This window comes from Pseudomonas japonica (assembly GCF_900188455.1).
Classification (GTDB): Bacteria; Pseudomonadota; Gammaproteobacteria; order Pseudomonadales; family Pseudomonadaceae; genus Aquipseudomonas; species Aquipseudomonas japonica.
This window is the reverse complement of the sequence record NZ_FZOL01000006.1, coordinates 161,632-174,979: the sequence shown is the minus strand read 5'-3', so window position 1 is coordinate 174,979 and position 13,348 is coordinate 161,632. Positions and strand designations below refer to the sequence as shown.

Annotated in this window: 18 protein-coding genes; 4 read left to right on the top strand and 14 right to left on the bottom strand. The window is 64.4% G+C overall.

The genetic code is table 11. The features are described from left to right. The first annotated feature begins 135 nt into the window (after positions 1-135). Both CHB99_RS10070 and CHB99_RS10065 read left to right on the top strand, forming a co-directional pair. Positions 136-702, top strand: coding sequence for a hypothetical protein (locus CHB99_RS10070; protein WP_377697984.1), 567 nt, complete (start codon positions 136-138; stop codon positions 700-702). Between the two features lie 15 nt (positions 703-717). Continuing rightward, positions 718-1,302, top strand: a complete 585-nt coding sequence (locus tag CHB99_RS10065) for a hypothetical protein (RefSeq protein WP_042123187.1) — start codon at positions 718-720, stop codon at positions 1,300-1,302. An 83-nt stretch (positions 1,303-1,385) separates the two neighbouring features. Here CHB99_RS10065 and CHB99_RS10060 read toward each other — a convergent pair whose 3' ends face one another. Both CHB99_RS10060 and CHB99_RS10055 read right to left on the bottom strand, forming a co-directional pair. Further along, positions 1,386-2,057, bottom strand: a complete 672-nt coding sequence (locus CHB99_RS10060) for a hypothetical protein (RefSeq protein ID WP_042123185.1) — start codon at positions 2,055-2,057, stop codon at positions 1,386-1,388. A 208-nt stretch (positions 2,058-2,265) separates the two neighbouring features. Then, positions 2,266-2,601 carry an FKBP-type peptidyl-prolyl cis-trans isomerase gene (locus CHB99_RS10055; protein WP_042123183.1) on the bottom strand — a complete coding sequence of 112 codons (336 nt, stop codon included), beginning with the start codon at positions 2,599-2,601 and terminating at the stop codon, positions 2,266-2,268. 180 nt (positions 2,602-2,781) lie between these two features. On the opposite strand from CHB99_RS10055, the gene CHB99_RS10050 reads away from it, so the two are divergent. Further along, the gene (locus CHB99_RS10050) at positions 2,782-3,300 is read left to right on the top strand and encodes a M15 family metallopeptidase (protein WP_042123181.1); all 519 of its coding nucleotides are present in this window, start codon (positions 2,782-2,784) and stop codon (positions 3,298-3,300) included. Here the strand turns inward: CHB99_RS10050 and CHB99_RS10045 are convergent. Then, on the bottom strand, positions 3,293-3,700 hold the full coding sequence (locus CHB99_RS10045) for a GFA family protein (protein ID WP_042123179.1): 408 nt from the start codon (positions 3,698-3,700) through the stop codon (positions 3,293-3,295). The two genes, CHB99_RS10050 and CHB99_RS10045, sit on opposite strands and share 8 nt — an antisense overlap. A 289-nt stretch (positions 3,701-3,989) precedes the next feature. Here CHB99_RS10045 and CHB99_RS10040 point away from each other — a divergent pair, with 289 nt between their 5' ends. Continuing rightward, positions 3,990-4,877 (top strand): hypothetical protein, encoded by an 888-nt coding sequence (locus CHB99_RS10040; RefSeq protein ID WP_042123177.1) that lies wholly within the window; start codon positions 3,990-3,992, stop codon positions 4,875-4,877. A 67-nt stretch (positions 4,878-4,944) separates the two neighbouring features. Here CHB99_RS10040 and CHB99_RS10035 read toward each other — a convergent pair whose 3' ends face one another. Genes CHB99_RS10035 through ccmA form a run of 11 tightly spaced genes read right to left on the bottom strand, consistent with a single transcriptional unit; the run spans position 4,945 to position 13,263 of the window. Further along, on the bottom strand, positions 4,945-5,883 hold the full coding sequence (locus tag CHB99_RS10035; RefSeq protein ID WP_042123175.1) for a 2-hydroxyacid dehydrogenase: 939 nt from the start codon (positions 5,881-5,883) through the stop codon (positions 4,945-4,947). 42 nt (positions 5,884-5,925) lie between these two features. Next, positions 5,926-6,336: a hypothetical protein gene (locus CHB99_RS10030; protein WP_042123173.1), complete on the bottom strand. Its 411-nt coding sequence runs from the start codon at positions 6,334-6,336 to the stop codon at positions 5,926-5,928. A gap of 10 nt (positions 6,337-6,346) precedes the next feature. Continuing rightward, positions 6,347-7,546 carry a c-type cytochrome biogenesis protein CcmI gene (gene ccmI, locus CHB99_RS10025; protein ID WP_042123171.1) on the bottom strand — a complete coding sequence of 400 codons (1,200 nt, stop codon included), beginning with the start codon at positions 7,544-7,546 and terminating at the stop codon, positions 6,347-6,349. Then, entirely contained in the window at positions 7,539-8,015 is a 477-nt protein-coding gene (locus CHB99_RS10020) for a cytochrome c-type biogenesis protein (protein WP_042123169.1), read from the bottom strand. The genes ccmI and CHB99_RS10020 overlap by 8 nt, the downstream gene beginning before the upstream one ends. Next, positions 8,012-8,548, bottom strand: a complete 537-nt coding sequence (locus tag CHB99_RS10015) for a DsbE family thiol:disulfide interchange protein (RefSeq protein ID WP_042123167.1) — start codon at positions 8,546-8,548, stop codon at positions 8,012-8,014. The genes CHB99_RS10020 and CHB99_RS10015 overlap by 4 nt, the downstream gene beginning before the upstream one ends. Beyond that, entirely contained in the window at positions 8,545-10,518 is a 1,974-nt protein-coding gene (locus CHB99_RS10010; protein ID WP_170946375.1) for a heme lyase CcmF/NrfE family subunit, read from the bottom strand. The genes CHB99_RS10015 and CHB99_RS10010 overlap by 4 nt, the downstream gene beginning before the upstream one ends. A gap of 11 nt (positions 10,519-10,529) precedes the next feature. Continuing rightward, entirely contained in the window at positions 10,530-10,982 is a 453-nt protein-coding gene (ccmE, locus tag CHB99_RS10005; protein ID WP_042123164.1) for a cytochrome c maturation protein CcmE, read from the bottom strand. Next, entirely contained in the window at positions 10,979-11,155 is a 177-nt protein-coding gene (gene ccmD, locus CHB99_RS10000; RefSeq protein ID WP_009399925.1) for a heme exporter protein CcmD, read from the bottom strand. Before ccmD ends, ccmE begins: the two co-directional genes overlap by 4 nt. Then, complete coding sequence (locus CHB99_RS09995; protein ID WP_167335846.1) at positions 11,152-11,922, bottom strand: heme ABC transporter permease; 771 nt, start codon at positions 11,920-11,922, stop codon at positions 11,152-11,154. Before CHB99_RS09995 ends, ccmD begins: the two co-directional genes overlap by 4 nt. A 43-nt stretch (positions 11,923-11,965) precedes the next feature. Next, positions 11,966-12,634: a heme exporter protein CcmB gene (gene ccmB / locus CHB99_RS09990; RefSeq protein WP_042123161.1), complete on the bottom strand. Its 669-nt coding sequence runs from the start codon at positions 12,632-12,634 to the stop codon at positions 11,966-11,968. Continuing rightward, on the bottom strand, positions 12,631-13,263 hold the full coding sequence (gene ccmA, locus CHB99_RS09985; RefSeq protein ID WP_042123159.1) for a cytochrome c biogenesis heme-transporting ATPase CcmA: 633 nt from the start codon (positions 13,261-13,263) through the stop codon (positions 12,631-12,633). Before ccmA ends, ccmB begins: the two co-directional genes overlap by 4 nt. Between the last annotated feature and the right edge of the window lie 85 nt (positions 13,264-13,348).

The window sequence follows — 13,348 nt, the reverse complement described above, 5'->3', positions numbered from 1 at the left end:
AGATATTATTTTGATATCACCCACACTAAAGTTTGCCTCAACGCCGCCGTCATGCTCCTCAGGTTTTTACTCTCACAAGGAAGTCCTGTGCCAAGTACCCTTCTCCGGGCCACCACCCTGGCGGCCCTGCTGGCGATGACCGGTTGCGTGTCCTTCAACGTCACCGGCCCGATCGCGCCCCCTGCCCATCCCGTTACCGCCGCCAGCCCACGCACCGCGCAGATCGCCGATGTGGTGGTGTCCGCACCGGGTCTCGACGAGGCCACGCGCAAGGCCGTCGGTCGAGCGCTGACCACCGAGCTCGACCGCTACGTCGACAGGGCCGGCTACTTCCATGCCATGAGCCGGTATCCCACGCGCCTGGAGGAACAGGACGTGCTGCTCAAGCTCGACATGACCTCGCTCAAGGGACATCGCGCACCGCACCCGGGCTACTTCCCCGGTGCCCTGCTGACCTTGACCCTGTGGATCTGGGTCAATGGCCCGATCTACGTCGACCGCTTCGACCTCGCCGGAGATCTGGTGATCGTCGACCGCAACGGCGTCGAACTGGCCCGCGCCCGGGACCAGATCAAGTTCGAGCACAACGTTGGCCTGTACGGCAGCGACTACTGGACGCCGACCATCATGGGCGGCAAGCAGCTCACGCAACTGGTCGGCGAACTGCTGGACAACGCCACCACGCAACTGGCCAAACGTTAATTCAGGAATCGCCTCATGAACCTCTTCAAACAAGCTCTGTTGCTGGGCGTGGTAATGCTCGGTGGCTGCGTCTCCTACCCTACCGGCGACCTGGCCCCGGTCGGCACCTGGCCGCCGGCCGCCAGCACCCCGGCAGCGAAGCCCAACGCCTACCTGCAAACCACCTCGCTGTACCAGGTCAACGATTCTCCCGCCAGTGCCGCCGGCGGCAAACCGGCCGAGTTGTGGGAACAGGCGATCAGCGAGACCTTCCAGCAGTCCGGTCGCTTCGCCCGGGTCAGCACGCAGAAAGGCGAGTCGGACCTGTACGCCGAATCGACCCTGACCAACCATGAGCAGTTCGTCCCGGTGTCGGCCTTTCTCACCGGTTTCACCCTGTTCCTGATCCCGACCACGGCGAAGAACACCTTCACCCTGGAAACAGTGTTCAAGGACAAGGACGGCAAGGAGATCGGCCGCGTCAGCAAGAGCGAGTCAGTGCGTACCTGGATGCAACTGGTGCTGGTCGTCGGCCTGCCGTTCCAGGCCGACACCCGCGATGTGGTCCGTGCCCTGACCCGCAGCACGCTGGACGAAGCGGTACAACGCAAGCTGCTGTAACGTCGTGAGCCAGCCATCGCCCGGGTCATGACTACGGGCGGTGGCCTCCCTTCAGGCAGCAGGTGTGAGCCGACGGCAGTGGATCAAACCCCAGCCTTCGGACAACTCACCTCTCCCCCATCCAGCCCCTGCTTCACATTCCGGCTCAGCATCGTCGCCTTGCCATCGCGCCAGGTCAGGGTCAGCACGTACAGCGAGTCGAAATCGCTGTTCTCCCAGTCCTTGGTAATCACCCGCTCCTCCCCCAGCGCCTTGCCGGCCACTGCGTTGATCAGATCCGGAAGATAGCCATGGGACCAGGCCGTATACACCGTCGAGTTGCGGTACTTGTTGCTGGTGAGTTCGCGAGCAAGGGCATTGGTGTCATTGGCCCCGTAGTCGATGTTGACCGGCAGGCCGAGCTTGATCGCGCTGGGACTGATGGTCATCAGCGGCCGCAGATAGCTGTAGCTGTCGTCGTTGCTCCCCTCCTCCACCTCGCGGGTCGGATCGGCGGCAAAGACATAGTCGGCCTTGCCGAATTTCTCCGGCAGCAGGGTGGCCAGATCGAGGGCGCGATTCAGTCCCTGGCAGTTCAACTGGCCAAGGCCTTCGCCGGGCTTTTCCGCATGGCGCAGGAAAACCAGGGTCTGGGTGCCATCGACCGGCCTGGCGAAACTGTCGAAGGTAGTGAAGCCGAGCAGCGTGGCACACGCGGCGAGCGCACAGCACAGCAGCGCCTGGCGGCGCGCGAGGAAGGTCACGGAGAACTTCATGAGAAACCCTTGAGAACGAAGACGTGGTGCTGGCCCGTCCAGTGCTGCCCCGCGGCCGTAGCCGCGGGGCATCCCTGTCTGTCGTTCCTTCCGTGGAGTCGGGCGTCCTTAGAGTGCAGCAGGCCCAATTGGTTCTGTCCGTGGGGCGCTTGTCCTTAAGCTGGAAGTGAATCTACCGACCCGGTGTTACCAAATTAAGACGCCGGCCTCAGTCATCGCGAGTCAGCACTTCCAGTACTTCGATCTCGAAATACAGGTCCGAATTCGGCGGAATCGAACCCATCTTGCGCTCGCCATAACCCAGCTGCGCCGGGACGAACAGCTTGCGCTTGCCACCGACCTTCATGCCCATCAGGCCGATGTCCCAGCCCTTGATCACCCGGCCGGTACCGATCACGCACTGGAACGGCTTGCCACGCTGATGGGAGGAGTCAAACACGCTGCCGTCGGCCAGCGTACCGGTGTAGTGGGTCGTGATCAGGGCACCCTTGACCACTTCCTTGCCGTCGCCCAGCTGGACGTCAGTGATCTGCAATTCGCTCATGCTTGGCCTCTTTTCCCGGGATGTGACCTATGTCGCAGCCTTTTCGCAGGAATATCAGTAATTTGCAACAACAGCGCGCTCAGTATCGTGCTGACGCGACGCCGCGCACCCGAAACGCGTCAAAGCAAAGTAATCGCGATCAGCTAGGATCACCCGACACGCGTCGCAAGGAACATAACAATGAACGAGAAAAGCAGGGCGCTATGCGAGGAGCTGGGGATCGGCGAGGAGTTGCTGACTGCCCGTGGCTTCAGTGAATACCCCGAAGCACGAGTGCTGGCCATTGCCGAGATCGACGAGGACGGTCGCCGTTTCGAGCTGGAACCGGAAGCCGCCGCGGCCTGGCGCCAGTTGCGCGCCGCCGCGGCGCGGGACCACGTGGAACTGTGGCTGGTTTCGGCGTTTCGCAGCATCGAATACCAGGCCAGGATCATTCGCTACAAACTGGACAAGCAGCAGAGCCTGGAGCAGATCCTGCAGAGCAGCGCCCCGCCCGGCTGCAGCGAGCACCACACGGGCCGGGCGGTGGACATCAACTCACTGGAAGCGGAATTCGAGCACAGCGCGGCCTTCGAATGGCTGAAGCAGCATGCCGAACGGTTCGGCTTCTACCTGTCCTACCCGCGGGGCAATGCCATGGGCTATCGATACGAGCCCTGGCACTGGTGCTATCGGCCGGCCGCGCAGGCCACTAGCTGAACTGCGCCACCACTTCGGCGCCGGTCATGTTCTGCGTCGGGTTGGAGAAGCAGTAGTACGACGGTTTCTCGTCGATATACACCTGCAGGTTGAAATCCCAGGCGTGCTCGCCGTCCAGCACGCCCACCGGGATGGCGAAGAAATTACCGCCCTTGAGGCGGTAGAACAGATGGCTGCCGCACCTGGCACAGAAACCCCGCTCGGCCCAGGCGGAGGAGTCGAACACCGTCGGCTGGGCACCGCTGAACTGCGGGGCCTGGCTGCTGTGCACGGTGAGCAGCGGGCCGCCGTTCCATTTCCGGCACATGCTGCAATGGCAGGCGCCGACACTGTTGTCGTCGAGGGTGACGCTGAGCTGGATGGCGTTGCACAGGCAACTGCCGTGGTAGGTAGAGGGCATTTCAATAGCTCCTTGTCGAGAACGTTCCAGCAGACTGGCAGGCGATAACCAAGCAAGCGTAGCGAACTTTTCGCGGGATATTCAGCCGCGTGCAGACACCTGCTGGCGACCACTTGCAACTGCCGTCCATACGATCAGAAATCGACTGGTCCCTGATATTTTTGTCAGTTGTTGCCGACGCGGGCTCCTGCCTATATTGACTCCGGCTCGAACTCACCTGTGTTTGACACATCTCCTGCCGCCCACTCGCGACAGTTGGAACTGCTATTTTCCGCGTAGGGAACCTGCCATGAAAAAGTATCTGTTCTTACTGATTTCAGTGCTGCTCGGTGCCTGCACTTCCCTGCCAGACCAGCCTGCGGATACCGGTAGTTCGGTAACCCAGGTGGTGGTCAACGGCCCGGCAACGGCCGCAGCGCTGACCGAGCGTTATCGCAACATCGCGGACAACTGCGGATCAGATAGCATGCCCGCGTTCCTCTGTGCCGGAATAATCCTTCGTGTAACCACCTACGGGGACAACTACGACACTTGGGACCCCAGCCCAACCGCCATTGCCAAGGGAGCCGTATCATTTTCCTTCTTGCGCAAGGACAACAATTTCAGACGCTTCGCCTGGAGCTCGACCACACCCAACGGCTATGTGTTCTATCCAATATTCGGCGCCCCCGCGGACAAGATCGACATCCCGGTTCTGTGCCATTTCCCCATGGATGCCGCGACGGACTACCGCACCACCCAGACAGCCTGCGGCATGTACTCCAACATCGCCTCCAGCGCCCCCTGCGACAAGGTCGGTGTAAAAACCGGAGCCCAGTGGGCAAGCCAGTACCCGCCCGGTACAGCAGGCTTGCATATCTGCGGCTTCAACGTCAGCGACGAGATCAATAACTACGCCGGCCCCAACTTCTACGCCGCACTGGAAGCCAAGCGGCTGAACTCTGCCTACTTCGACCAACAGAACGAACTGGTGCTGAAAGTGTGGAGCGCTGGTCAAGGCAGGGTCCTGCCGATACAGGCATTCTTTTACGCCTTGCCAGACGGACTGGCGGATGCCCGCAAGAACAAACAGCGGTTTCTCAGCAAGACCGGAATCAACCTGCCGATCATCAAGATCACCTTGCCTACGGTACCCAGCGGCGATGCGACCTTCGAATACTTCGCTGCCGACCAATAAAGCTCCCCAATGAAAAACCGGGCCCCGATGATTCGGGCGCCCGGTTTTCGATGGCATGCCTTGACGACTACTGAGTGACCGGAGTCAACACCGGCTCCCCGGCAAAGAACGCCTGCAGGTTCTTCAACACCAGCACGACCATGTCCCGCGCCGCCTCCGGAGTCTGCGCGGCGACGTGCGGGGTCAGCACCACGTTGCCCAGTTGCTTCAGTTCATCCGGCACCGACGGTTCGTCGTCGAACACATCCAGTCCGGCCCCGGCGATCCGCCCTTCGCGCAGCGCCGCGACCATCTCGGCGGTGGACACCACGCTGGCCCGGGCGATATTCACCAGAAAGCCCTGTGGCCCCAGCGCATCCAGCACCTCGCGCCCTACCAGCGCCCGGGTAGTGGCCCCGCCCGGCGTGGCGACGATGAGGAAATCGGACTCGCGCGCCAGCGCCAGCACACTCTCGCAGTACCGATACGGCACGTCGTCACGACGCGAACGGTTGTGATAGCTCACCTGCATGTCGAAACCCAGCGCCCCGCGCCTGGCGATGGCCAGTCCCACCGCGCCCAGGCCGAGAATGCCCAGGCGCTTGCCCGCCAGCGACGGGCTGATCACCCGGTTCCACTGGCCCAGGCGGGTGGTGGCATCGGCCTGGGCGATATCGCGGACCACGGCGAACAGCAAGGCCATGGCGTGATCCGCCACCGCCGAGGCATTGGCGCCGGCGCCATTGGTGACGACGATACCGCGTGCCGCGGCGGCGACCAGGTCGACCTGCTCGTAACCGGCACCGATCACGCAAACCAGGCGCAAGGCCGGCAACGCCGCGATTTCCTCGGCGGTGATGCCCAAAGGCCCACGGGTCAGCACCACGTCGATCTCGGCGGCATGCCGGGCAATGGACTCGGCACGCAGGGTCGGGGTCTTGGCGTAGATCAGGCGGTAACCGTGGTCGTCCAGCAGGGGCAGATAGTCATCGACCGTTTCCACCAGCACCAGTACCGTCTTCGTCATTTCAGCCTCCCGGGCAACAAGCGAGGGGGCATTATGCCGGCATTACTGGCCGAACGCGCGTCCCAGACCGCCTGGCACGCCACTGGAGTCGGTGTCCTGCCACGGGCCTTCGGGATTGGTCGACCAGCTCCAACCGTCGTTCCAGCGGTAGTAGGTGCGCTGACGGTAGAAGGTGTTTTTCTTGCCTTCGAGCACATACACGCCGAGCTTCGGATCCCAGTGGCTGGCGCCCCCGGGTGGCGGGGCGAAGCTGGCGGACGTCCGCGGCATGGGTTTGGGTGTCGGGGTGATGGTGGGCTTGGGCACGCTCGGACCCGGTTTGATCACCGGGCCCGGTCGCGGGGCGGGTTCGATCGGCGGCAGCGTTTCGCGCTCGTGCTGCGGCGGATGCACCGTACATGCGCTCAACCCCAGGGCCAGCGAAATCAGGGTCAGGCGTACGGTGCTGTTCATGGAAACTCTCTTATAGGTCCGGTCGATCGATGGTCAGGTGTTGCGGCGCCCGGGTGTCGCTCGCCAGGGGCGAGCCGCTGCCGACCCATTCGCCCTTGGTGGGCTGGCCGGCACGGGAGATGCGCGCCATCAGTTGGACTTCAGGAAAGCTCGACAGTTTCATGTTGGGCATCATCGCGTCGCTGTCGCTCAGCTCGACCTCGATCGGCAACTGCGCCACGGTGACCCGCTTGGCCGCCAGCGGCATGGGCGGGCCGGAACTGGCACGGGCGAAGATGAACACGGTGTCGTCCGGCTTGACCTTGTCCTTCAGGGCATCGGCCAGTTCGACCCGCACGGTCAGCTTCGCCGCCGACGCCGCCACCGGCGCGGACGCCTTGCCCTGCCCCGCGGCGAGTTTTTCCCTGGCCTTGTCGATGCCGCCGAGCAGCGCGCTGCGCGAGCTGTCGCCTTCCGGCAGTTGCGCCAGCAGACGGTTCCAGTAATCGATGGCTTCCTGGTAACGCTCGCCCTCGAAGGCGGCGATGCCCAGCAGACCGAGGCTGGTGACTTCCTTCGGATCGGCCTTCAGCGCTTCGTCGGTCAGCGCCTGGAACTGCGCGGTCCACTGCTTGTTGTTGGCAAAGTACAGCGCCTGGGCCCACTGGCCGAGCAGCTCAGGGGCACGACCGGCAACGCCCACGGCGCGCTCGAAGGCCTTCGCCGCGTCCGCCGGACGCTCCTGGGCCATATAGGCGCGACCGAGGAAGTACAGGCCCTCGGCGTTGTCCGGCTGGGCGGCGACGGCGCGCTCCAGGCGCGAGGTCATGTCTTCCAGCGACTGTGGCGCCTGGGCGAACTCCTGGGTCAGGGCGACCTTGTCGCTGGCACCGTAATGCAGGTACAGCCCCACCGCCATCAGCGGCACGAGGACGGCGGCAAGGAGCGGCAGGGCCTTGCCCAGCCTCGCGCTGCGCGACTGTTCGGCGTTCTCGGTGTCGGCCAGCAGTTCGCGCGCGGCTTCGTCGCGGCCACGGGCCAGTTGTTCGGCGTTGAGCACGCCCTCCTCGCCCTGGGCCTGCAGTTCGGCAACGCGCTCCTGGTACAGGGCGACGTTGAGGGCGGTACGGTCTTCTTCCTGCTGCGCACGACGGCCACGCAACACCGGAATCAGCAGAAAGCTCAGGGCTACCAGCAACAGCAGGCCTGCAGCGAGCCAGAAATCAGTCATGGTTCTGTTCTTTGTCCAGCAGTTTGGCGAGGCGCTCGCGCTCCTCGGAAGAAAGGTCGGCCGAGCCATTGCCCGCCGGTACCCGGCGCTTGCGCACGATCACCGCCATGACGCCGATACCGCCCAGCAGCAGCGCCGCCGGGCCGAACCAGAGCAGCCAGGTCTTCGCGGTCAGGGCCGGCTTGTAGCGGACGAAATCGCCGTAGCGATCGACCATGAAGTCGACGATCTGCTGATTGCTCTTGCCTTCGCCGAGCATGCGGAAGATTTCCCGACGCAGGTCGGCGGCGATGGGCGCGTTGGAGTCGGCGATGTCCTGGTTCTGGCACTTGGGGCAGCGCAGTTCCTTGGTCAGCTCGCGGTAGCGCTGGCGTTCGGCCTCGTCGGCGAACTGGTAGGTATCGATGGCCGCCCGGGCCACGCCGCACAGGCTCAGGCCGAGCACGGCCGCTGCCAGCCAGCGCTTCATGGCTTGGCCTCGTCGACCAGAGCCTGGTAGACCGGCGCCAGCTTCTCGCGCCAGACGGTCTCGTCGATCACGCCGACGTACTTGTCGCGAATGATGCCCTTGGCGTCGATGAAGAAGGTTTCCGGCGCGCCGTAGACCCCCAGGTCCAGGCCGAGGCTGCCCTGCTCGTCGCGGATGTCCAGCAGATAGGGGTTGTGGAACTCGGCCAGCCACTTCAGGGCGTCGGCATTGACGTCCTTGTAGTTGACCCCGTAGATCACCACGCCCTGCTGGGCCAGCTTGTTCAGCACCGGGTGCTCGACCTTGCACGACACGCACCAGGTCGCCCAGACGTTGACCAGCGCCGGCTTGCCTTTCAGGTCGGCCTCGGTCAGCTGGCGGTCACCCTGAACGTTGGCCAGGGCGAAGGCCGGGAACGGCTTGCCGATCATCGCCGACGGCAATTCGGCCGGGTCGAGGTACAGGCCACGGTAGAGAAACACCGCCACCAGCAGAAATACCGCCAGTGGCAGCACCATGATCCAACGCTTCATGCAGTCGCTCCTTCCAGACCGAGGACATCCCGCACCTTGGTCCTGACCTTGATTCGATAACGGCGATCCAGCGCCGCGAGGAAGCCGCCAAGGCCGGTGAGCAGGCCGCCCAGCCAGATCCAGCGGACGAACGGCTTGACGTGCACCCGTACCGCCCAGGCACCGTTTTCCAGGGGCTCGCCGAGGGCCACGTAGAGGTCGCGGGTGAAACCGGCGTCGATCCCGGCCTCGGTCATCACCGACTGCTGCACGGTGTACAGGCGTTTTTCCGGGTGCAGCACGCTGATTTCGCGACCGTCTTCGAGGATCCGCACGGTGCCCTTGTCGGAAGTGAAGTTGGGCCCTTCGAAGTGCTTGGCGCCTTCGAAGACGAAGTGATAGCCGCCCAGTTCCACCGACTCGCCCGGCGCCATGCGCAGGTCGCGCTCGGCGCTGTTGTTGCTCGACAGCACCACGCCCAGGGCGCAGACCGCCAGGCCCAGGTGGGCAAGGTGCATGCCCCAGTAGCTGCGGTTGAGGCCGCGGAGGCCCTTGAACAGGCCCTTGTGGCGGGTCTTGTCGAAGATGTCGCGCACGCCGCCGAGGACGATCCACGCGGCCAGAGCGAAGGTGGTCAGCACCGGCCAGTCGAAGTCATCCACCAGCAGGCCGCAGATCGGCGCCAGCACCGCGCTGCCCACCAGCACGGGGGTGAGCATACCGGCCAGCCAGCGCCCCGGGGTGTTCTTCCAGCGCACGATCACGCCCACCGCCATGACCACCATCAGCAGCGCCATCAGCGGAATGAACAGGGCATCGAAATACGGCGGGCCGACCGACAGCTTGGCCCCGGTCAGGGCATCCAGCACCAGCGGATAGAGGGTGCCGAGCAGAATCATCGAGGCCGCCACCACCAGCACCAGGTTGTTGCCCAGCAGCAGTGTCTCGCGGGACCACAGGGCAAAGCCGACCTGGCTCTTGACCACCGGCGCGCGCAGGGCGAACAGGGTCAGCGAACCGCCGACCACGGCGAGCAGGAAGAACAGGATGAAGATCCCGCGCTCCGGATCGGAGGCAAAGGCGTGTACCGAGGTCAGCACCCCGGAACGAACCAGGAAGGTGCCCAGCAGGCTCAGGGAGAACGCGGCGATGGCCAGCAGCACCGTCCAGCTCTTGAACACCCCGCGTTTTTCCGTGACCGCCAGCGAGTGGATCAGCGCCGTGCCCACCAGCCAGGGCATGAACGAGGCGTTTTCCACCGGGTCCCAGAACCACCAGCCACCCCAGCCCAGTTCGTAGTACGCCCACCAGGAACCGAGGGTGATGCCGATGCCGAGGAAGGCCCAGGCGACGATGGTCCACGGCCGCGACCAGCGCGCCCAGGCGGCATCGAGCCGACCACCGAGCAGCGCGGCGATGGCGAAGGCGAAGGCCACGGAGAAACCGACGTAGCCCATGTACAGCATCGGCGGGTGGACGATCAGGCCGATGTCCTGCAGCAGCGGATTGAGGTCGCGACCATCGCCGGGCATCTGCGGCAACAGACGCTGGAACGGGTTGGAGGTGACGATCAGGAACGACAGGAAGCCGACGCTGATCATGCCCATCACCGCCAGCACGCGGGCCAGCATGACCTGCGGCAGTTGCCGCGAGAAGATCGACACGGCGAAGGTCCAGCCACCGAGGATCAGCGCCCAGAGCAGCAGCGAGCCCTCGTGGGCGCCCCACACCGCGCTGAACTTGTAGTACCAGGGCAAGGCGCTGTTGGAGTTGCTGGCGACGTAGGCGACCGAGAAGTTGTCGGTCATGAACGCATGGGTCAGGCAGGCGAAGGCGAACGCCAGGAAGGCGAACTGCCCCCAGGCCGCCGGCCGCGCCAGGCTCATCCACAGGCTGTCGCCGCGCCAGGCGCCGAGCAGCGGCACGCTGGCCTGCACGCAGGCGAAACAGATGGCCAGGATCATCGACAACTGGCCGAGTTCGGGAATGATCAGCGAGGCGTTCATTGCGCGGGTGCTCCAGAGGCCGTCTGCCCGCTTTCCTTGAGGGCCTTGGTGACTTCCGGCGGCATGTATTTCTCGTCGTGCTTGGCCAGCACTTCATCGGCCACCACCACACCTTCGCCATTCAGCTTGCCGAGGGCGACGATGCCCTGGCCTTCGCGGAACAGGTCGGGAAGGATGCCGCGGTAGGTGATCGGCACCGACTTGTTGAAATCGGTGACCACGAAACGCACGTCCAGGGAGTCGCTGGAACGCTGCACCGAGCCCTTCTCCACCATGCCGCCGGCGCGGATGCGGGTATCCAGCGGCGCTTCGCCGTTGGCGATCTGGGTCGGGGTGTAGAACAGGTTGATGTTTTCCTGCAGCGCGCTGAGGGCCAGACCGACGGCGACACCGACGCCGGCGAGCAGGCCGAGGATGATGAACAGGCGCTTCTTGCGTTGCGGATTCACTTGGCGTTCTCCCGGCGCAGACGGCGCGCCTCAGCTTGCAGGTAACGCCGGCGCGCCAGCAGGGGCGCGGCGACGTTGATGGCCAGGACCGCCAGGCAGATGCCGTAGGCCGACCAGACATACAGGCCGTGATGGCCCATGGCGAGAAACTCGCCGAAGGATGCGAAGCTCATCGTGCGCCTCCCAGGCTGTTCAGCACTTCTTCGCGGACCCAGCTGGCGCGGGCTTCGCGCTTGAGCACTTCGAGGCGCATGCGCAGCAGCAGCACGGCGCCGAAGAAACAGTAGAAGCCGAGCACCGTGAGCAGCAGCGGCAACCACATCTCCGCCGGCATCGCCGGTTTTTCCGTGAGGGTGAAGGTCGAGCCCTGGTGCAGGGTGTTCCACCACTCCACCGAGTACTTGATGATCGGGATGTTGATCACCCCGACGATGGCCAGCACCGCGCAGGCCTTGGCCGCGCTGTCACGATTGCTGATGGCGTGGCCGAGGGCAATCAGACCGAAGTACAGGAAAAGCAGGATGAGCATGGACGTAAGGCGGGCATCCCAGACCCACCAGCTACCCCAGGTCGGCTTGCCCCAGATGGCCCCGGTGACCAGCGCCACCGCGGTCATCCAGGCGCCGATGGGCGCGGCGCTCTGCAGGGCGACGTCGGCGATCTTCATCTTCCAGACCAGCCCGACCACCCCGCACACCGCGAGCATGACGTAGCAGGACTGCGCCAGCATCGCCGCCGGCACATGGATGTAGATGATCCGGAAGCTGTTGCCCTGCTGGTAATCCTGCGGGGCGAAGGCCAGGCCCCAGACCACGCCACTGCCGATCAGCAGGATCGCGGCGACGGCCAGCCAGGGCAGCAGGCGGCCGCTGATGGTGTAGAACCATTTGGGGGAACCGAGCTTGTGAAACCATGTCCAGCTTATTGCGCTGCTTTTCATCACGGTACATCCAGGGTCTTTGCTGGGCATGGCCCAGACCTCGTTATTCGCCGACGCTGATCTTCAGGCCGGCGGCAATTGCGAAAGGTGCAAGGGTGACTGCCAGGGCGGCCAGGCTGCCGAGCCAGAGCAGGTATCCGGTTGCCGGCATAGCTTGCACTGCTGCTTGTAGCGCGCCACTGCCCAGGATCAACACCGGGATGTATAGCGGCAGAATCAGCAGCGCCAGAAGCAGGCCACCACGTTTCAAACCGACCGTCAGGGCCGCACCCACGGCGCCCAACAGGCTCAGTACCGGAGTACCGAGCAAGAGCGATGCCAGCAGAACCGGCAGGCATTCCACTGGCAATCCGAGCATCACCGCCAGCAGCGGCGACAACAATACCAGTGCCAGCCCGGAAAACATCCAGTGTGCCAGCACCTTTGCCAGTACCAGTAGTGGCAGGGGGTGTGGCGAAAGGACCCACTGTTCGAGTGATCCATCCTCGAAATCACTGCGGAAAAGCCCGTCCAGCGAGAGCAGCACGGATAAAAGTGCGGCTACCCAGACTAATCCTGGAGACAAAATTTGCAACAATTGTGTCTCAGGACCGACCGCAAGTGGAAACAATGCGATGACGATCGCGAAAAACACCAGCGGGTTGGCCAGCTCCGCCGGACGCCGGCACAACAGGCGCGCTTCGCGGCGCAACAACAGGACGAATACACTCATGCCGCCCACTGCCCCAGGTTGAGATCGCGGTAACCGGAGGGCTTGCACTCCAGCGTGTGGTGGGTGGTCAGGACCACCATGCCGCCCTGCTCGCAATGCCGCGCCAGGTGCGCTTCGAGCTGGGCCACGCCCTGCTTGTCGAGGGCGGTGAAGGGCTCATCGAGGATCCACAGCGGCGGGCTGTCCAGGTACAGCCGGGCCAGGGCCACGCGGCGCTGCTGACCGGCGGACAGGGTGTGGCAGGCCACATCCTCGAAACCGCGCAGGCCCACGGCCTCCAGGGCCTGCCAGATCGCCGCGCGGGTCGCCGGGCGGTGCAGGGCGCAGAGCCAGGTGAGGTTTTCTTCGGGGGTGAGCAGGTCCTTGATCCCGGCGGCGTGACCGATCCACACCAGGCTGCGCGCCAGTTCGCTGCCCTGCTCCCGGAGTGGCTTGCCGTCGAGCAGGATCTCGCCGTGGGTCGGCTGCATCAGGCCGGCGAGCAGGCGCAGCAGGCTGGTCTTGCCACTGCCGTTGGGGCCGCTGATCTGCAGCATGTCGCCGGGGCACACGCGCAGTTCGAGGTGTTCGAAGAGCATTCGCCAGTCGCGCTCGCAGGCCAGGCCCACGGCTTGGAGATGAGGAGTCACAGATTCGCCTTGTTGGTTCGGGACTGTCTCAAGTCGGTACGGACCTGGCCGTTATAGAGACAACGGAAACCTGGCCGACCGGTCT